This window comes from Janthinobacterium breve (assembly GCF_051380895.1).
In the GTDB taxonomy this organism is placed as follows: Bacteria; Pseudomonadota; Gammaproteobacteria; order Burkholderiales; family Burkholderiaceae_D; genus Janthinobacterium.
This window is the reverse complement of record NZ_JBNYXY010000013.1, coordinates 189,710-210,689: the sequence shown is the minus strand read 5'-3', so window position 1 is coordinate 210,689 and position 20,980 is coordinate 189,710. Positions and strand designations below refer to the sequence as shown.

Below are 20,980 nucleotides of genomic sequence, written 5' to 3'. Positions count from 1 at the left end.
TTTTCGCGATATCGGTCAGCAACGGAACATGAAAAGGGAATGTCGCCATGCAGCGAAGCAAGTCGGTCACGAAACACGCATCCTCCTCCGCCATGGCGGGCAACCGGACTGGACGCCCGGTGCGATTGAAACCGCTGGCGCTGGCCATCGCCATGCTGTTGCAGGCGGGTGGTGCGCAGGCACAGCAGCCGTTCAGCGGTGCCTGGTTTGCCGGCAAGGGCGCGCAGCAGGGCACGGCGGCTACCACGGGACGCTTGCCGAATGGCCAGCTGGCAACATCGCTGAACAATCCCCTGCTCCAGCAGCAGAAGGCGGAAGGCAAGCTGCAGCAATCGCTGAACAATCTCTTGCTGGCCGCGCGCGGCATCGCCGCCGAGCAGGCGGTGCAGGCGGCTGCGCGCCAGGCGGCGCAGGCGGCGGGCGGCGCCCCCGATGGCCTGGTCAAGGGCGGCTTGCAGGTCGACAGCAATAGCCTGACGGCCGGCTGGCTCAATGCCCAGGGGCCTGTGCAAACCCAGGCCGACGGCAAGACCGTCGTGAAGGTCGTGCAGACGGATGACAAGGCGATCTTGAACTGGGAAAGCTTTAACGTCGGCAAGAACACCACCTTGCAATTCGAGCAGAAATCGAACTGGGCCGTGTTGAACCGCGTCAATGATCCGCTGGCGCGTCCCAGCCAGATCCAGGGCCAGATCAAGGCCGATGGCACGGTGATGATCGTCAACCGCAACGGCATCGTGTTTACGGGCAGCAGCCAGATCGATACGCGCAACCTGGCGGCGGCCGCCATGGGCATGAGCGACAGCCAGTTCAAGAGCGGCCTGTACGGCAAGGCGCAGGGCACGGGTGCCGTGCCGACCTTCGCGAATGACTTGCAGCTGGGCCAGAATACCTATACGCATGGCAAGGCCGACGCCGATGTCGTCGTCGCCGCTGGCGCGCGCATCGATACGCGCAAGCCGCAGACGGTCACCGAGGGTGGCGGCTATGTGCTGCTGGCTGGCCGCAGCGTCGAAAACGCTGGCGTTATCACCACGCCCAATGGCCAGACGACCCTGGCCGCCGGCGACGCCATCGCCGTACGCCAGGGCCAGGGCACGGACAAGAACCAGTATTCGAGCACGCGCGGCAATGAAGTCGAGATGCTGCGCGTGGCCGGCAGCGGCGCCGGCAGCGTCGTCAACAACGGCGTGATCCAGGCGGCGACGGGCGACATCACGCTCAGCGGCAATAGCGTGCGCCAGGATGGTGTGCTGCTGTCGAGCACGACCGTCAATGGCCGCGGCAGCATCCATCTGGCGGCGGCAGGTGCGGACGCGAATGTCACCCTGGCGCGCGGCAGCATTAGCGCCATCCTCATCGACGACAATCGCGCTACCGCGCTGGACGTGCAGCGCGATACCTTGCTGAAAGATGCGGGCAAGGGCACGGAAGGCATCGGGGACCGGCGCGACCAGTCGCTGGTGCGCATCGTCTCCGCCGGCAATGTGGCCTTCGAGGGCGATTCGCTGACCCTGGCCACGGGTGGCCAGGTGCTGGTCGATGCGGCCCGCCGCAGCCACGTGGCGCGCGATGCCGTTATCGACGTCTCCGGCGCCGTCGGCGTGAAGGTCGACATGAGCAGCAACAATGTGCTGATCAATGTGCAGGGCAACGAGCAACGCGACGCACCGGGCAGCCGCGACGCCAAATACCTGAACAACAGCGACGTGTGGGTCGACCGCCGCGACCTGGTGCTGGTGCCGGCCGGCACGAACGGCTACGCCACGGATCGCTGGTACACGGCCGGCGGCTTGCTGGAAGTGAGCGGCTACCTGAACACCAGCGGCCACGGCATCGGCGAGTGGGCAGCGCAGGGCGGCACCGTCGGCTTTGGCGGCGGCGAAGTGGTGACGCAGGCCGGATCGCGCATCAACATCGCCGGCGGCTCGCTGGACGTGCAGACAGGCATGGTCAAGCAGACCTGGCTGAAGGGCGCCGATGGCGCGATGGCCAAGCTGAGCACGGCGCCCGGCGACAACCTGTACACGGGGCTGTATCGCGGCTACGAAAGCACGCATGCGCGCTGGGGCGCGAACACGACGGAAACATACGCGAATGCCTTGATCGGCCCGCGCGAACGCCTGGAAAACGGCTATACGGTGGGCCGCGACGCGGGCCGCCTGATCGTCTCCACGGGCGCTGCCGTGCTGGAAGGCGACATCGATACGTCCGTGTTCCAGGGCGAACGCCAGCAACGCAAGCGCGATGAAGGCATAGAGAGCTACAAGCAGGCGCAGACGGCGGCGGCGCGTGCCGGTCAATTGATCGTGGGCAAAATGACGCCCGTGTTCGATGCCAAGACGGGCCAGCTGCGCGACAGCCCGCAAGCCGCGCTGGAGAACGTGCAAATCGGCAAGGTGGCGTCTGTCGCCGATGGCCAGTTGCTGGGCGAAGCCTTGCCAGCCGCGCGCAGCAAGACTTTGCAGCTCGATGCGGACTGGCTCAACGGACTGGAGCTGGGCGCGCTGAATATCTACGCCTACGACAAGCTCGACGTCAATGCCGACGTGCGCGTGGCCGATGGCGGTGACATCGCCCTGCACGCCACCGACGTGGCGATCAAGGCCAATGTGAGCGCGCGCAGTGGCAGCATCGCCGCCGGCAACATGGTGTCGCGCTATCTGGCGAACACGGGCGCTGTGTGGCTCGATGCGCCCGTGTCGCCCGAAGGGCGTCCCGCTGGCCCTGCCGGCGTGCGCGTGGCGCCCGGCGTGCGCCTCGATGCGCGCGGTCTGTGGAGTAATCTGGAGCTGGACCCGGCTGCCAGCGCCGGTTTGCCGTATGTCAATGGCGGCAAGGTCACACTGAAAAGTTCGGGCGGCATCGAACTGGCCGGCGGCAGCGTCATCGATGTTTCGTCCGGCGCCGCCCTGATGAGCAATGGCAGCTTGCAGGGCGGGCGTGGCGGCGACATCACCCTGGCCGTCGACTTGCCGCGCGAAAAAACGCCGACGGGCGCCTTGCTCAAGCTCGACGGCGAGTTGCGCGGCCACGGCGTGAAGGGCGGCGGGCGCCTGACGATCGACAGCGGCACGGCTGTCAGCATCGGCGGCAAGCTGCAGGGTGGCGACGTGTTGCCTGCGGGAAGCAGCGCCCCCGTGGGCCTGCGCCTGGCCGATGAATTCCTGATTGCCAAGGGCGAGAAGATCCCCTTTGATTTCGCCATCATCACCAGCCTGATCAAGCCGGGCCAGACCCTGGCCAAGCCCGTGACGGCGGATGTGTCGACGCAGAAACCGCTGGTGCTGGAGGCCGACTTGCTGGTACCGCAGGGTGCGAACTTCTTCATCAACGGCACGACGTATGTCCAGGGCGGTTCCATCGCGCCCGCCGGCAGCGTGGTAACGGCCATCAACGGTCTCACTACGGGATTCGTGGTCTCGGCGGCGGCCTTTCCCAACGGCTTGCCCATCTTGCCGATAACGACGCAGTATGCGGTCGGCAGCATCGCCGCCGACGACGTGCGCACGCCGCACGGCGTGCTGCTGCCGACCGGCACCATGCTGGGGCGCGACGTTGCCGTCCAGCCCATGCTGGCGCTGGACGCCAGCCTGTTCCAGAGAGGCTTTGCCGACTATGCCGTCACGGGCCGCGATGGCGTCGTGGTGCTCAACAATGCGCAGATCGATGTGCGGATGCCCGTGCTGCGCTTCAATCCCGCCACCGGCCACACGGTAGCGGGCGGCACCGATCCTGGCGCCGCGCTGGAAGTGTGGACGCCAGAGCTGTACCAGGAAGATGCGCGCAACGGCCGCTTGACGCAACGGGCCGGCGCCGACCTGACGCTGACGGCCGGCAGTCCGAACGTGAAGGGCGCACTGGTGGTGGCGCAAGGCGCCGTCGTCACGGTCGATCCGGGTCGCCAGATCAGCCTGACGGGCAATGGCCAGATGAGCATCGACGGCCGGCTCGACGCCTGGGGCGGCAAGATCGCCATCCTGCCGGGCACGTTTGGCACGGGCAGCGATGCCGATGTGCCGAACGGCAAGGGGCAAGCCACCTCGATCTGGATCGGCGAACACGCCGTGCTCGACGTCGCGGGCCGCGCCACCGTCGCCACCGACATGCGGGGCGGGCGCTATGGCCGCGCCGACAAGGGCGGCAGTATCGAAATCGGTGCGCGCTACAAGGCCGACGCCGCCAGCGTCGATGCGGCCGATGCCTTTGTCGTGGTGCGCCCGGGCGCACTGCTCGACGCTAGCGGCGCGGCAGCCACGCTGGACTTGCCGAAGCAGGGCGCCGTCAAGGTGGCCGGCAGCGGCGGTTTGATTTCGCTCAGTTCGTATAACGGCATCTTTGCCGATGGCACCCTGCGCGCGGCGGCTGGTGGCGCCGGTGCGGCCGGCGGCACCCTGGCAATGGCGCTGGACACGCCCAACTATGGCCAGGTGGACCGCCAGACGCTGCAAGGCGACGCCGTCGACAATGCGGTGCGGGTGCCGCGCGAATTCGTGCTGGCGCAAGTGCAGGGCGACAGCGTCTTGCCGGCCGATTTGCGCGCGGGGCAGCGGGATGACGCCTTGCGCTACGGCAGTGCGCGCCTGGGCGTCGACCGGGTGCAGGCTGGCGGCTTCGATAACCTGGCCATGCATGTGAACGGCATGCTCAGCATGGATGGCGACGTCAAGCTGGCGTTGGGCCAGAGCCTGCGCCTGAGCGCCAGTTCGCTGGGGCTGGCGCAGCAGCCGCCGCAGTTGGATGCTGATGGCCAGGACAAGGCGAGCAGCCTTGCCAGCCAGGTGCACCTGGCGGCACCGTATGTGCGCCTGGGTACGGCCATGCGCGGACAGAAGGATAACTTCATCGTGCCGAATGCCGTGAAAGGCTCGAAAAATTCGGGCAAGGGGCGCGGCATGCTGGGCGTGCCGCTGGTGGCCGATGGTTCCCTGCTGCAGATCGATGCGGGCATGCTCGATCTCGCGGGCGAGGTCAACATGGGCACGCGGGGCGAGATCGTGCAGAGCAGCGGCAAGCCGCTGGCCGTCGAACGCGATGCCTTCGAGCAACTGACCCTCAACAGCCGCGGCGACTTGCGCATGTCGAACAACGCCGCCCTGTACCAGCCGGGCAACGCCACCCTGGTGGCCGCGCAGATTTATCCTGCCACGGGCGACAGCGGCATGGTCATGGTGGGCCAGAGTAGCCGGGTCGACGAGTTCGGCAATGTGCGGGTCACGCTCGATCCGCTGCGCATGCTCAATATCGAGCGCAGCGCCGACGGCGCCACGCCGAACCAGCCCTACTCCGTGTTTGGCAGCCTGAGCCTGGTTGCGCCCACCATCAACCAGCGTGGCGTGCTGCGCGCGCCGCTGGGCCAGATCACCCTGGGCGCGGAAGGCTATGAAGCCTACACGGGCCATGTCAATCTGCTGCCAGGCAGCCTGACGTCGGTCAGCGCAAAAGGCTTGACGATGCCGTATGGCGGCACGCTCGATGGCCTCAGCTACCTGTATGACGGCAACGATGTCGTGCTCAAGGGCGTGGGCAACGGCCCCGAGATCGCCTTGACGGGCGCCGCCGTCGACGTGCAAGCCGGCGCCGTCCTCGACCTGTCGGGCGGCGGCATCTTGACGGGCGCGGCTTTCCTGGCCGGGCGCGGCGGCTCCACCGATGCGCGTCTCAATCCGCTGGTGCAGATGAAGCCGAACGGCGGCTTCACCCTGCCCGGCCTGAATACCAACCCCGTGTACGCCATCATTCCCGGCGTGCAGCCGGACGTGGCGCCTTTGACGGCCGAGCAAGGTGCGGGCAAGCCCGCCGTGGGGCGCCAGATCACCATCGCCGCGGGCGTGCCGGGCCTGGCGGCCGGTACCTACACCCTGCTGCCCTCGAACTTCGCCTTGCTGCCGGGCGCTTTCCGCGTGGAATTGAATGGCCTGGCCGGCGCCGTTGAGGCGGGCGGCACGGTGGCCATGCGCAACGGTTCGTATGCCACGGCGGCGCAGACGGGCATCGCCGGCACGGCGATCCGCGACGCCGTGCCCAGCCAGGCCATCCTGACGCCAGCCGACGTGCTGCGCAGCTATTCGCAATACAATGAAACGGGCTATGCCGCCTTTGCCGTGACGCAGGCCACGCGCGACGGCGTGCCGCGCGCCATGCTGGAACGCGACGCCAAGGCCGTGCGCGTGCAGCTGATCGTCCCGTTCCTGCACAGCGTCGAGGATAACCACACGCCACTGATGATGGATGGCAGCGCCCTGTACGCGCCGGCCGAGGGCGGCTTTGGCGGCTCATTGCTGCTGGGAACGGGCGGCCATGCATCGACCCGCTACGAGGTGCTGGCCGATGGCACGGCGCCGCTGGCGGACTTCAATGGCGTGTCCGTGCACGCCTCGCAGATCAACGCCTTTGGCGCCCAGCGCCTGGGCATCGGCGGCTTGCCGCGCGTCACCTACAACGATATCGGTACGGGCAGCAACCAGCGCGCCAATATCGCCGCCATCAACGAATCGGCGGGTGGCATCGTGCTGCGCGACGGTGCCGTGCTGAAGGCGGCCGAAGTATTCCTGGTGACCACGAAAACCACTGATGGCATCTTCCTCGAACAGGGTTCAGGCATCAATACGCTGGGCCGCGGCAAGGCGGCCTGGGACTCGCGCGACGGCTATGTGTACCAGCCGATGGGCAGCATGCTGGCCGTCTCGAACGGCTGGCTGGACATGCTGCCGGCCGTGCGCACGCCGTCCGATTCGGATGGTCCCGGCATCATCGACATCGGCGCGTGCGCGAAGACGCCGGTCGCCTGCGGCGGCACGACCTCGCTGTATTCGGAAGGCACCATCGCCGCCGTGACGGAGCGCGCCTTTACCCTGCGCGACAACGTGCGCTACGGCACGCGCAACCTGGTGCTGGCGATGGGGGCTATCAATATCGGCAGCGCAGCCTCGCTGGCCGACGCCAGCGCCCGCGGTGCCTTGCCGGACGGCCTGGCGCTGAACCAGGGCGTGCTCGACCGCCTGCTGCGCGGCGATACCAGCACGGGCGCACCGGCGCTGGAAAGCCTGGGCTTGACGGCGCGCAACTCCTTCAACTTCTATGATTCTGCGCAACTGTCGACCATCGACGCGGCCACGGGCAAGTCGTCGCTGTCGCGCCTGGTGCTCAATACGCCCGCCATTTACGGTTATGGCGGCACGGACGCGCTGGCGCGCATCCATACCGACACCCTCGTGTGGCAGGGCGCGACGAATGCGCCCGGCGCCGTCGTCACGGCTGGCCCCGGCACTGGCAGTGGCCGCCTGCAGGTCGACGCCAAGCGCATCGAGTTCGGTTTCACGCCGGACAGCCGTCCCGACACCATCCATAACATGGACCGTTTGATACTGGGTTTCGGCCAGGTGGCACTGAATGCCAGCGAGCAGCTCACCGCCAACAACAAGGGCAGCCTGTCCGTCTACCAGTCGCAGGGCGCCTGGGATACGGCCATCAACGGCTACCGCTACAGCGGCGGCGATGTGGTCATCAACACGCCGCTGTTGACGGGCGCGGCCGGTTCCGTCAACCGCATCACGGCGGGCGGCGAACTGAAGGTGAGCGCACCGGCAGGCGCGGCCGCCACCACGCCGACGAATGTAGCGCTGGCCGGCGCCTTGGGCGCCGAAGTGGCGCTCAGCGGCAACAGCGTCAGCGTGGATACGTCGGTGGTCTTGCCGAGCGGAAAATTGACCCTGTCAGCCGAGCGCGATGTATTGCTGGGCGACAAGGCCAAGCTGGACCTGGCAGGCCGCAAGATCGATTTCTACGACACCAGCAAATACAGCTGGGGCGGCGACGTGATCCTCGACAGCCGTGTAGGCGACGTGCGCCAGGCGGCCGCTTCCGTGATCGACGTGTCGGCCGTGAACAACCGCGCCGGCAAGCTGAGCGTGATCGCCACGGGCGACGCGGCCGGCACGGCCGACTTGCGCGGCACTTTGCTGGGCGGCGCCAGTGGCAGCTATGACGCGGGCGGTACTCTGGTGCCCTACGCGGCCGGCGGCGTGGAGATCCGCGCCCAGAAGGTCGGCGACTTTGCCGGCCTGAACCAGCGCCTGAACACGGGCAAGGTATTCGGCAGCCGCAGCTTCCAGCTCAAGCAGGGCGATCTGGCCATCGGCGACGAGCTCAAGGCGCGCGAAGTGAGCGTGTCCGTCGATGGCGGCAGCTTGACGGTGAACGGCCGCATCGATGCCAGCGGCGAACAGGTGGGCAGCATCCGCCTGGCCGGCCGCGACGGCGTCACCATCAAGTCCGGCGCCGTGCTCGACGCGCATGGCACGCTGCTGCGCACGGACAGCTACGGGCAAGTGATCGAGGCGCCGAACCGCGCCGTGATCGAACTCGCTGCGCCTGGCGGACGCTTGACCCTGGAAAATGGCGCGCGGATGGACCTGCGCAGCGGCGACAAGGGCGGCAACTACGGCAGCATCGACCTGAACGCGCGCCGCCTGGGCGGCGCGACGGGCGACGATATCGATATCGATGCGGCTGGCACGCTGAACATCGCCGGCGCGCGCACTATCAACGTCAATGCCTTCTGGCAATACAAGGATGCGCCGGCCGGCACGGGCAAGGATGCGGATGGCCGCAGCTACCAGAGCATCAACCAGGCTTACCTGGACGACAAGCATGCGGACAGCCAGGCCTTCATGGCCCATGCGCTGGCGAACGGCAACTTGATGAACAACAAATTGCGCGGCTTGCGCGGCGACGCGAACGCATTCCATCTGCGCCCCGGCGTCGAGATCGTCAGCGCCACGCCGGGCGGCGACTTGCATATCGATGGCGACATCGACCTGTCCGGCCAACGCTACGACGGCGTCAATCCCCAGGCGCGCCTGAGCGGCGTGTACGGCTCTGGCGAGGCCGGTGCGCTGGTGCTGCGCGCCGGTGGCAAGCTCAGCGTTTTTGGCAGTATCACGGATGGCTTCGATACCCGCAGCTTGCCCATCACGCCGGACGACCAGGGCTGGCAACTGGTGAAGGGCCGCTTGCCGTGGGGCGGCGAGGTCGTCGTGCCGCAAGCGGGCCTGGTGACCCTGGCCGAAGACACGTATTTCAAATCGGGCACGAGCGTCAATTTCGCCGTGCCGATGAAGCCGATGCAGTTGCGCGGCGGCACCTTGCTGGCGGCGCCCGCCACCTTGACGGATGAGCTGAACTTGCCTGCCGGCAGCGTGCTGGGCGGCGCCGTGCGCAATACCGACGGCAGCGTGCTGTACGCGGCCGGCACCGTCTTGCCGAAGGCGCTGACCCTGTCGAGCGGCATGCAGCTCGACCCCGGCCTGCGCCTGCCTGGCGCGGCCAAGGTGGCGGCCATGGTATGGCCGGCGAACGTGGCCTTGCCTTTCCCGGAAGGCAAGCCGCGCGACACGGGCGATAGTGTCAATCTCGTCAACGGCGTGGTGCTGGCGTCGGCGCTGGCGCTGGACAAGGGCAGCGTGCTGCCCGCCGGCACGCTGGTCAGGCTGCCTGGCGACGCGACCATGGTCTCGCTGCGCGCGGGCGACAGCACGGGCAATCAGGGCCGCAACCTGGCGCTGGCGCCCATGCTGGCCCAGGGTTCGCAAGCGTGGTCGCTGCGCCTGGTGGGCGGCGCCGATACGGCCGCCGCCGATACGCGCGCGCTGCGCCCGCATGCGAAGGATGCCCATCTGATGCTGGCCGATACGCATTACGGCATGGGCGCTGCCCGCGAGTTAATTCCAGGCACCGGCTTACCCGGACAATACCTATGGGGCGACGATGCCGCCCAGATTGGGCAGGAACCGGGAACGCCGATCGATATGAGCCAATTTCCCAATGAACAAGACCTTCTTGACTACAACGACTGGGGTATTGGCGTGCTCGTGGTCAAGATCGCCGATGGCACGCCGCCCGAATACCGGGACGTGATTGCGCCGGCGCGCCAGCCCTTGCTCAGCGTGCTGCGCACGGGCATGGGCGACCTCGATTTGCTGGCTGCCGGCGATTTCGACATGCGTACACTGTATGGCGTCTACACGGCGGGCACGCAGTCGGCCTCGCCGCTGGTCGATGGCAAGGATCTGTTCAACCTGCCGCGCGGCATCAACGCCAAGGGCCAGTTGCTCGGTGCCCTGGACAACAGGCTGACGCGCTTCGTCGACGGTGGCAGCGAGAGCCTGTACCGCGCCTGGTATCCCGAGCACGGCGGCAACCTGCTGTTGCGCGCCCAGGGCGACGTCAAGGGCGACACCGTGGGCACCGCACTCACCCGCCGCGAGGATGCCATCGGCACCCTGAACGCGCAGCAGGACACCAGCGACATCGGTACCTGGCTGTGGCGTCAGGGCAGCGGCAGCACGGGCGCGGGCGTGCCGACGGCATGGTGGATCAACTTCGGCACCTATGTCGCGCGCCCCGAAGGCGGCGACCTGTTTGCCGGCCAGCCTATCGTGTCGGGCTTTACGGGCATCGGCACCCTCGGTGGCGGCAATGTGCTGCTGCAGGCGGGCGGCGACGCCGGCATGCTGACCTCGCGCGCCGATCCGGGTGGAGAGTATGCGCCACGCAGCCAGGGCCTGAACGTGGCCGTGGGCAGCACGGGCAGGGTGACGCCGGACGGCAAGCTGCTGCTGACGGGTGGCGGCGACCTCGACATCCGCATCGGCGGCGGCCTCAACCCTGTCGCCGCGGTGCGCAGCTTCGATGCCAACAGCGACGTCCCGAATGCCGATACGCGCTTCGAGCGCCAGTATCCGACGCTCAACAGCACCCTTACCAATCTGCGCGGCGCGCTGCGCATGGAGGCGGGCGCCGTGGGCGGCGTCGAGCTGCGTTTCGACCGCGCCGACCCGAAGGAATCGCGGCCATATGAAACCTATACGGCGGGCACGGCGATTGCCAGCGGCGGACCTATCCTGGTGCCCGGCGACAGCGGCGTGCGCATTGATGCGCGTGGCGACCTGGTGCTGGGCGGCACGGCCGATGCGGGCCGCGTGAAGCAGTTGGCCAACGGCTCGCCGTTCAACTACCAGGGCGTGGAGCGCAAGGGCGAGGGCTGGAGCTGGTTCTCGCTGTGGACCCCGGCCACCGCCATCGATCTGTTCAGCGCCGGCGGCAATCTGACGCCGACTTCGGCCTGGATCAATGCGGCGCCGGGCGACAACCACGCGCCAACGGATGGGCGCTTCATCATGCCGTCCGTGCTGCGCGCCGTGGCCGCCAGCGGTAGCCTGTATTACGGCAATGCCAGCCTGGGCAGGTTGGGCGAGGGCAGCAAGGTTGAGATGCCGCAAAACGGCGTGATCCTGGCGCCGTCGCCGGTGGCGCCGCAATTTGTCAGGACGGGCACGGGCCAGCTGGAAATGCTGGCGGCGGACTCCATCCATGCGGCCGGCTATCCGATCACGCCGTCGGGCGCCGATCCGCGCCTGTTGCCGAATCCGTTCAATCCCGGCTTCGTCGGGGCACTGGACAAGGTCTGGTACGGTTTGCTGCCGCTGCATAACGTCAGTGCGAATGCGCTGGCGCCCGGTGCATTGAAATGGTTTGGTGCGACGCCGAATGGCGCCAGCGACGCAACGCAGCAGCTGTATCCCTTATTCAGCATGACAGCGCCGACGGTGTCGGACTATGTGCCGCTGGGCCAGCTGCCCGCGCATTTCTATGCCAACAGCGGCGACATCGTTGGCTTGCGCACGGGCGGCATCGTGTACCGGGGGACACTGAAAGGTGAAACGGGTCCGCTGGGCGTGTGGTACGAGGGCGGTGGCGCCGTGGCCGTGCGCGCCGGACGCGACATCGTCAATTCCGGTACGCCGCTTGGCAGCGTCGAGGGCGTGCCGGAAGGCGCGGCGGGATGGACCAGCCAGGGCTTTGCCGGCCGGCCCGATTATCCGGACAAGCCGGTCGTCACCGGCAGTTCTTCCGCGCGCGGCAACCTGTTCGTGCACCGCAATGCCGCCGACGTTTCCGTCGTCAGCGCCGGGCGCGATATCCGCTACAGCACCTTCTATGTGGCGGGACCGGGCCAGCTGAACGTGAGCGCCGGGCGTGACCTGTACCTGGCCGACAAGGCGGAATTGCGCAGTATCGGTTCCATCGTCAGCGCCGGCCCCGGCGAACGCGGCAATGGCGCCGGCATCAGCGTGGCCGCCGGCGTGGGCCGCAATGGTCCCGACTATGCGGCCTTCGCGGCGCGCTACCTGGACCCGGCCAAGCTGGCCGACCCGGGCCGGCCGCTGGCCGACCAGGCCGGCAGTGCCGTGTACGTCTACGGCGGCAAGCTGACGCTGGCCGACTGGCTGCGCGGCCAGTTTGGCTACAAAGGCGACGAGGCGGGCGCGTCCGCCTTCCTGGGCACGAAACAGGCGGAACTGGAAAAGGCCGGCCAGCAAACGGGCGGCGTGCGGCGCGACCTGGCGCGCGAATATGCATTGGTGAGCCAGCTGCACCTGGTGAACTGGCTGACGACGCGCTTTGGCGGCGACAGCGGCCTGGGCATCCGCTACGACCCGGCCACCGATGCGCGCAGCTTCTTTGCCGCCTTGCCGAAGGAACAGCAGCAGGTGTACCTGAGCAATGTCTACTTTGCCGAGCTGAAGGCGGCCGGGCGCGAATACAACGATCCGGACGGCATGCGCCGCGGCAGCTACCTGCGCGGCCGCGAAGCGATCGCCACCCTGTTCCCATCGCAGGACAAGGCGGGCAAGACGATCGAGTACAAGGGCGACCTGACGATGTTCAGCAGCGCTCTCTATACCGTCGATGATTACGCGGGCATTTACACCAAGCGGCCGCTGGCGGGCGTGCGCTACCTGAGCCCGCAAGAGTGGACCGAGGCGGGGCGTCCGACGGTCAACGTGCCGCACGTGATCGTCAACGATGCCGGCATCCACACCGATTTCGGCGGCGATATCGGCATCACGGTGCCGGGCGGGCGGGCCCTGATCGGCGTTGATGGCGGCTATGCGCCGGGTGAAGGCTCGGGTGTGCTGACGCAGGGGGCGGGCGAGATCCAGATGTATGCGAAAGACAGCATCCTGCTGGGCCAGAGCCGCATTTTCACCACCTTCGGCGGCAACATCCTGGCCTGGTCGGCCACGGGCGACATCAACGCGGGCCGTGGCACCAAGTCCACCGTCGTCTACACGCCGCAGCGCCGCAGCTACGACAGCATCGGCCTGGTCAGCCTCTCACCCAGCACGCCAAGTACTGGCGCCGGCATAGCCACGCTGAACCCGATCCCGGAGGTGCCGCCTGGCGACATCGACCTGATCGCCCCGCTGGGCAGCATCGACGCGGGCGAGGCGGGCATCCGCGTCTCGGGCAACGTCAACCTGGCCGCGTTGCAAGTGGTGAACGCGGAAAACATCCAGGTGCAGGGCAAGTCGACGGGCATGCCTGTCATCGCCGCGGTGAACGTGGGTGCGCTCAGCAATGCCAGCGCGGCCGCTACGCAAGCCGTCACTGCGGCACAGGACGTGCTGCAGCGCGAACGGGCGGCCACGCGCCAGGCGCTGCCATCGCTGTTCACGGTGAAAGTGTTGGGCTTTGGCAACGAACAGGCGGACGAGGGCGGTGCCGGCAAGCACCAGGGGGGCGAGCCGCAAGCGTCCAGCTACCAGCCGGCCGGCGTGGTGCAGGTGCTGGGCGCGGGGCCTTTGACGGCGCCGCAGCTGCAGGCGCTCACGCCGAACGAGCGGCGCGGCCTGCAACCGTGAGTTTTATGAACATTTGATGACATTCGGCAGTCGCCGCGCGCGGCGGCTGTCTAGGCATCAGTAGACAAGCTTCGGTGGACCACATCCGCAGTAAAAAACGCCGGCCCAGCGCCGCAACACAGGGCAACCGTTTGATTTTAAGGTGAATGGAAGATGCGTGAGATGAAAAAACAGGGCAAGGGGGCAGCACCAGCGGCACCCGCGACCGCCTTGACGATGCTGTGCCTGGCCATGCTGGCGCTGCCCGGCATGAGCTGCGCTCAGGAAACAGTTGTCGCCGCGCCGGCCGTGCCGGAACGGCAAGTGACGATCGAGGAATACCTGGTGCGCGGCAATACCGTGCTCGATGCGCGTGCCATCGAAGAGGCGGTGACGCCCTTCCTGGGGCCGGGCCGCAGCCTGAAGGACGTGGAAGGGGCGCGCGACGCCCTCGTTGCGGCATATCAAGCCCGGGGCTACCAGTCCGTCTACGTGGACTTGCCGGAGCAGCAGGTGGAGCAGGGCGTGGTGGTGTTGCAGGTGAGCGAAACCAAGGTGGGACGCTTGCGCGTGGTCGGTGCGCAATACAACTCGCCGCTCGACGTGCGCCAGCAAGTGCCGGCACTGACGGAGGGCAAGGTGCCCGACTTTACGCAGGCGCAAGTGGAACTGACGGCCCTGAACCGCGGCCCCAAGCGCCAGGTGATGCCGCTGGTCAAGCCGGGCAGCCTGCCCGGCACCATGGACGTGGACTTGAAAGTGGAAGACAGCAGCCCGTGGCGCGCCAGCGTGGGCTTGAACAACGATTACAGCGCCGACACGAAAAAGTTGCGCAGCAGCATGTCGGTCGGCCACGACAATCTGTGGCAGCTCGGGCATAGCGCCACGATCAGCTTTTTCGGCACGCCGGGCGACCTGAACCAGACCCGCGTGTGGTCCGCCTCGTACGTGGCGCCCATCGGTACGCAGGGCTGGAGCGTGGAGGCGACCGGCTACCAGTCGAACAGCAACGTGGCCAGCGCGGGCGGCACCAGCGTGCTGGGCAAGGGCCATGCGCTGGGCATGAAGCTCAACTACACGGTGCCCAACAGCGGTATCTGGTGGCACAGCATTTCTGCCGGTATCGATTTCAAGGATAACCAGGAAGCGCTGCAACTGAATGGCGCCGGCTCCAGCGTACCCCTGAAGTACGTGCCGCTCAGCGTGGCCTACAACGGCTTTGCGCAGACGGAGACGGCGACCTACGGCCTGGGCCTGTCGCTGGTGGCCGGCACGCGCGCCGGGTTCGGCTATGGCAGCGACAGCGCCGCCTACGACAACAAGCGCTACAAGGCCTCGCCCAGCTTCCTGGTCCTCAAGGGCGATGCCAACGTGACCAGCACCCTGGGCAGCGGCGCGCAGCTGTACGGCAAGCTGGCGGGCCAGCTGGCCGATGCGGCGCTGGTGTCGGGTGAGCAGATGGCCGCCGGCGGCGCCAATTCCGTGCGCGGCTATCTGTCGGCCGAAGCGACGGGCGACTACGGCGTCTCGGGCAGCGTCGAATGGCGTACGCCTCAGCTGACGTATTTCAGCCGCCTGGAAAACTGGCGTTTGTTTGCCTTTGCCGATGGCGCGCGCCTGCGCTTGCGTGACCCGCTGCCGGAACAGAAAGACCTGTTCGGCCTGGCGTCCGTGGGCGTGGGCAGCAGCTTCCAGTTCCTGCGCTACCTGAATGGCCGCATCGATTTTGCCTACCCGCTGCGCGATGGCCCGCGCACGCACAAACACGTGCGCCGCATCAATTTCAACCTGTCGGCCAGCTACTGACGGGCCAGCTCACCAGCACTGCACTTTTTTAGACTTTTCTTCGGAGAATCACTGTCATGCAACGTTTTCTTTTTCTGCTCACGATCCTGGGCACGCTCGTTCCCGGCCTGGCGCATGCCTGGTGGCAGCCCGACTGGGCTTACCGCAAACCCGTCACCGTCGATGCCGGCCCGAAGGCCGGTGCCGTGGGCGGCGATCCCGGCCGCATTCCCGTGCTGCTGCGCTTGCATTCGGGTAATTTCAACTTTGAAGGCGTCAGCGACAACGGCGCCGACCTGCGCTTCGTGGCAGGCGACGATAAAACGGTGCTGAACCACCAGATCGAGCAATTCAACCCGCTGCTGGGCATCGCCCTGATCTGGGTCGACGTGCCGGCCCTGAGCGCGGGCACGCCGCAAAAATTGTGGATGTACTACGGCAATCCGAAGGCGCCCGCGTCCGGCAATGGCCAGCGTACTTTTGACCCCGACTACAGCCTGGTGTACCACTTCAGCGAACCGGGCGTGCCTTCACGCGACAGCACCGCCTACGGCAACCATGCCCAGACGGCCGTGCCGGCGCTCGATGGTTCCGTCATCGGCACCGGCGCCCGGCTGGGCACCACGCCATTGATGCTGCCCGCCTCGCCTTCGCTGGCGCTGGCCGCCGCTGCGCCGTTCACCTTTTCCGCCTGGGTACGCCCGGACAGCCTGGGCGCGCGACAAGTGCTGTATGCACGCCGCGACGGCGCCAATGAATTGCTGATCGGTATCGACCAGGGCGTGCCGTTCGTGCAGGTGAATGGCCAGCGCAGCAAGCCCGGCCAACCGATCCAGGCCGCGCAATGGTCGCACCTGGCCGTGAAAGCCGATAAAAACAATGTGGCCCTGTATGTGGGCGGCCGTCCGGCCGTGTCGCTGGCCACCGCCCTGCCTGCCTTCACCACGGCGGCATCGGTGGGCGCCGATGCGTCGCCGGTCGCCTCCGGCGCCGAGACCCTGACCAACTTCACGGGTGCCATCGACGAGCTGCGCCTGTCGCGCACGGCCCGTCCCGATGCGCTGCTGCTGGCTGATGCCGTCTCGCAAGGTTCCGAATCGCGCCTGGCCGTGTTTGGCCCAGATGAACAGCAGGCCGGTAAAAGCCATTTCGGCTTCATCATCGCTGCCATGCCGCTCGACGCCTGGATCGTCGTGGGCTTGCTGGGCCTGATGATGGTCTTGTCGTGGATCATCATGATCGGCAAGGGCCGCAGCTATGGCGCCATCGCGCGCGCGAATGCGCAATTCATGCAGTCGTTCCACGAAGCGGCCGGCGCGCCGCTGGACCACCTGGCGCGCAACGGCAAGCTGAGCACTTCAGTGAAGACGGATTCCTCGCTGTGGCGTTTGTATGACGTGGCCATCGACGAGATGCGCCGCCGGCATGACCGCGGCTACGACTTGAACGCCGTTTCGAACGCGACCATCGGCGCCATCCGCGCGGCCATGGATGGCGTGATGGTGCGCGAAAGCGAACGCATGTCGAAACGCATGATCTGGCTCTCGACCACCATCGAAGGCGCGCCGTACGTGGGCCTGTTCGGCACCGTGATCGGCATCATGCTGGTGTTCGTCGTGGCCGCCATGGCGGGCGCCGTGGACATCAACTCGGTGGCGCCGGGCATGGCGGCTGCGCTGTTGTGTACGGCTGCGGGCCTGGGCGTGGCGATTCCCGCCCTGTTCGGCTACAACTGGCTGTCCTCGCGTTCGGACGCCATCGTCGCCGATATGGCTGTCTTCGTCGATGAATTTGCCACGCGTCTGGCTGAAGAGCAGGGCGACGGACGCCAGATGCGTCCCGTGCTGCAACAGGCGTGAGGGGCGCATAACCATGGCTACCTCCGCCAAGTTTACCCCCCGCAAGCGTAGCGGCGGCATCAACATCACGCCCTTCGTCGACGTGCTGCTGGTGGTGCTGGTGATCTTCATCTTGACCAGCAACGCCAGCATTCCCGGCATTAAGGTCGACCTGCCCAAGGCCAGCTCGGCCATGGCGCTGGAAAAGCCGAAGACCAAGGCCATCACCATCGACAACGGGGGCCAGGTCTTCCTCGATGCTTATCCCGTCACACTGCCCGAGCTGGAAGAGCGCTTGCGCACGGAGAAGGCCTTGACGCCCGACTTTCCCGTGATCGTGCGCGGCGATGCCGCCGTGCAATACGCGAAAGTGGTCGAAGTGCTCGACTTGCTGCGCCGCATCGACCTGAACCAGGTGGGCCTGGTGACCGGCAAGCCGGCATGAGGAGCGCAAGGTGAAGCGTGACGACATGATGAAGACGGCCGCCTCGGAACCGTCGGGCGCGGCGCAGTGGTGGCGCCGCTGGGGCGGCGTGGCCGGTGGCGCGCTGCTGGCCGCTGCGCTGGCCGCGCTGGTCTGGTATTTGCTATCCGACACGGCGGCCACCAGGCGCGAAGTGGCGGCCCCGCCGATGCTGATGCTGCCACCGCCGCCACCGCCGCCGCCGGAACCGGAAAAACTGCCGGAACCGACGCCCGACAAGGTGGTGCCGGAAGTGTCGGAGCCGGAACCGACGCCGGCCGACAAGCCCATGGATGACGCGCCGGAAAGTCCGTCGCCGGACAAGGGTGACCCCGTCACCATCGATGGCGCGGCGCAGGCCGGCAGCGACGCCTTCGGCATCCAGGCCGGACGCGGCGGCGGCATGACGGGCGGCGGCGGTGGCGGCGGCCTCGGTGCGGGATCGTATGGCCGCTATGTGGCCAATGCCTTGCAGATGGCGTTCGCCCGCGACCCGCGCACGCGCCAGCTGGCGTTTGCCGACATCCGCGTCGACCTGTGGCTCGATACGGAAGGCCGGACGTCGAAGGTTCACCTTGTGCAAGGCACGGGCAACGCGCAGACGGATGAGCAGGTGCTGGCCATGGTGCGCGACTTCCGGGCCGATGAGCGGCCGCCGGCTTCCTTGCGTTTCCCTGCCCGGGTCTCGATCAAGGGCCGCCGGCCGTAGTGCACACATTCATTTTAATTTTTACCGAAAGAAACAATGAATTCCATATTTTTCCCCTCACAGCGTATGCGCCGCCTTCCGCTGGCGCTGGCTGCCTTCGCCCTGAGTGTGGCGGCAGGCGCCGTGCAAGCCCAGGCGCAAGCACCGGCCGACAGCACCATGGTCAAACTGATCCGTGGCCTGATCCAGAGCGGCGCCCTGAACAAGGATGCCGGCGAAGCCTTGCTGGCCCAGGCGCAGAGCGAAGTGCTGGCTGCAACGCAAGCCCGTCCGACGGCCGCACCGGCCACCCTGGCACAGGTACAGCCGGGCGACGTGCGCGTGCCGTATATTTCGCAAACCGTGCGCGAGCAGATCCGCGACGAGATCAAGGGACAAGTGCTGGCCGAAGCGAAGGCGGGTGGCTGGGCGGCGCCAAATGAAACGCCGGCCTGGACCAAGCGCATCCGCGTGGAAGGCGATGTGCGCGCGCGCTACGAATCGCGCTATTACGACATGGCCAACAGCAATATCGAGATCGACTGGCGCTCCCTCAACAGCGGCAGCGGCTACGACGTCAATTCGAACACCAACCTGGCCCTGCCGGCGCTGCTCAACACGCGTGAAGACCGCAAGCACTTGCTGCGCGCGCGTGCCCGCCTGGGCATCCTGGCCGACATTTCCGACAGCACGCAAGCGGGCATTCGCCTGGCCAGCGGCAACGATGACAGCCCGGTGTCCACCACGCAAACCTTGGGCGGTGGCCTGGGCAAGAAAAACATCTGGCTGGACCAGGCCTGGCTGTCCTACCAGCCCGCTTCGTGGCTGAAACTGACGGCGGGCCGCTTCGATAACCCGTTTGTGTCGGGCGACGAACTGTTTTCCAGCGAACTCAATTTTGACGGCATCGCCGCCAAGGTGCAGCAAGCGGTCGGCGACAGCAAGGACGTCACCGTGTTCGGTGCCCTGGGCCTGATTCCGCTCGAGTATTCGTCCGACAATGCGCCTAGCCGCAGCCAGGCAAAAATGTCCAGCGAAAACAAATGGCTGCTCGGTGCGCAAGTGGGCGCCTCGTGGAAGATCAATAGCGACCATCAATTGCGCGGTGCGCTGGCCTACTACAACTTCCGCAACATCAGCGGCGAGTACTCGCAGCCGTGCGCGCTGTACGCGGGCGCCGATGGCTGCAGCACGGACTGGTCGCGTCCATCGAGCATGCAAAAGGGCAATAGTTTGATGCTGCTGCGCAATATTGCGCTGAACCCGCTCGACCCGGCGAATACGCCGCAGCCGCAATTCGTCGGCCTGGCGTCGAAGTTCCGCCTGGCCAATCTGAATGCGCGCTGGGATAGCAAGGTGGCCGGCGGCACGGACTTGCGCATTGAAGGCGATTATGTGCGCAACATGGCCTACGACAAGAATGCCATGTGGGCGCGCGCCAAGGGCGGCATCATGAACAACTTCGGCGGTACGGGCGGTGTCTCGCAAGCCGATTTCAAGAGCGGCGGCAATGCCTACATGCTGCAGGCGACCCTGGGCAAGGCCAGCCCGGCGGCGCGCGGCGACTGGAACGTGCTGCTCGGCTACAAGCGCATCGAACCGGATGCCTTGCCTGACGCTTACAACGATTCCACCTTCCACCTGGGCGGCACGAATGCGCGCGGCTACTACCTGGGCGGCGCGTATGCGCTCGACAAGAATACCTGGTTGAACGGCCGCTGGACGTCGAGCCGCGAAGTGTTCGGTTCGGCGCTGTCGATCGACACCCTGCAAATCGAACTGAACGCGCGTTTTTAAGGAGCCATGATGTTGATATTCAACAAAACGCGCTTGCCGGTTTTGCTGCTGATGCTGCTGGCCGGTGGCGCCGCCCAGGCGCAGGGACAGAAGGGGCAAAGCATGGAAGAGCGCCTGCGGGCCGAGTTGCGCAATGTCACGGCGCAATTGCAGCAGACGCGCGGCGAGCTGGACGTGCTCAAAGCCAAGGGCGCGCCTGCCGCCAAGGCTGCGCCCGCTGCTGCCGCCGCACCCGCCAGCGATGGCTTGAAAAAGGAGCTGGCCCGCAGCCAGTCGCAGCTGGCGCAGGAGCGCGCGCAGCGGGAAAAACTGGACGAGCAGCAACAGCGCGGCACCGCCGCCGCGCAAGAGGCGGCCGCCCACCTGGCGCAATTGCGCCAGGCCAGCGAGCAACTGGCTGCCACGGGCAAGCAGATCGAAGTGGAGCGTGCGCGCCTCGACGGTGAAGTGACGGCGCAGCGCGGTGCCCTGGCGCGCTGTGTAAGCAAGAATGCTCAGCTGTATGCGGCCGGGCAAGAAATCCTGCAAGCGTATGAGGGCCTCCATGTGCTGGACGTCATGAAAGCGCGCCAGCCGTTCGCCGCACAAAGCCGCGTCAAGCTCGAGCAAATCGCCCAGCAGTATGGCGACCAGTTGTACCAGGGCCGCTTTGATGCGCGTCAAACAAGTGACACGCCGGCCGCGCCCGCAGCCGCAGCCCAATAATTTTATTTTTTTGAAA

General features: G+C 66.8%; 7 protein-coding genes. All 7 read left to right on the top strand.

What is annotated here, in order from left to right; translation table 11 throughout:
• Window positions 1-47 precede the first annotated feature (47 nt).
• Window positions 48-13,709, top strand: coding sequence for a filamentous hemagglutinin family protein (locus ACQ4W0_RS25660; protein ID WP_436579317.1), 13,662 nt, complete (start codon window positions 48-50; stop codon window positions 13,707-13,709).
• 153 nt (window positions 13,710-13,862) lie between these two features.
• Window positions 13,863-15,494 carry a ShlB/FhaC/HecB family hemolysin secretion/activation protein gene (locus ACQ4W0_RS25655; RefSeq protein ID WP_436579316.1) on the top strand — a complete coding sequence of 544 codons (1,632 nt, stop codon included), beginning with the start codon at window positions 13,863-13,865 and terminating at the stop codon, window positions 15,492-15,494.
• 56 nt (window positions 15,495-15,550) lie between these two features.
• Complete coding sequence (locus ACQ4W0_RS25650) at window positions 15,551-17,332, top strand: DUF2341 domain-containing protein (RefSeq protein ID WP_436579315.1); 1,782 nt, start codon at window positions 15,551-15,553, stop codon at window positions 17,330-17,332.
• A 13-nt stretch (window positions 17,333-17,345) separates the two neighbouring features.
• A complete protein-coding gene (locus ACQ4W0_RS25645) occupies window positions 17,346-17,756 on the top strand; it encodes an ExbD/TolR family protein (protein WP_436475989.1) in 411 nt (136 codons plus the stop codon).
• Window positions 17,757-17,766: 10 nt separating this feature from the next.
• The gene (locus tag ACQ4W0_RS25640) at window positions 17,767-18,483 is read left to right on the top strand and encodes an energy transducer TonB family protein (RefSeq protein WP_436579314.1); all 717 of its coding nucleotides are present in this window, start codon (window positions 17,767-17,769) and stop codon (window positions 18,481-18,483) included.
• Between the two features lie 66 nt (window positions 18,484-18,549).
• The gene (locus ACQ4W0_RS25635; protein WP_436579313.1) at window positions 18,550-20,259 is read left to right on the top strand and encodes a putative porin; all 1,710 of its coding nucleotides are present in this window, start codon (window positions 18,550-18,552) and stop codon (window positions 20,257-20,259) included.
• A gap of 6 nt (window positions 20,260-20,265) precedes the next feature.
• Entirely contained in the window at window positions 20,266-20,964 is a 699-nt protein-coding gene (locus tag ACQ4W0_RS25630) for a hypothetical protein (protein WP_436579312.1), read from the top strand.
• The last annotated feature ends 16 nt before the right edge of the window (window positions 20,965-20,980 follow it).

Coding starts and splice junctions, on each gene's coding strand:
- ACQ4W0_RS25660 (WP_436579317.1), top strand. CDS start 48: ATGCAGCGAAGCAAGTCGGTCACGAAACACGCATCCTCCTCCGCCATG.
- ACQ4W0_RS25655 (WP_436579316.1), top strand. CDS start 13,863: ATGCGTGAGATGAAAAAACAGGGCAAGGGGGCAGCACCAGCGGCACCC.
- ACQ4W0_RS25650 (WP_436579315.1), top strand. CDS start 15,551: ATGCAACGTTTTCTTTTTCTGCTCACGATCCTGGGCACGCTCGTTCCC.
- ACQ4W0_RS25645 (WP_436475989.1), top strand. CDS start 17,346: ATGGCTACCTCCGCCAAGTTTACCCCCCGCAAGCGTAGCGGCGGCATC.
- ACQ4W0_RS25635 (WP_436579313.1), top strand. CDS start 18,550: ATGCGCCGCCTTCCGCTGGCGCTGGCTGCCTTCGCCCTGAGTGTGGCG.
- ACQ4W0_RS25630 (WP_436579312.1), top strand. CDS start 20,266: ATGATGTTGATATTCAACAAAACGCGCTTGCCGGTTTTGCTGCTGATG.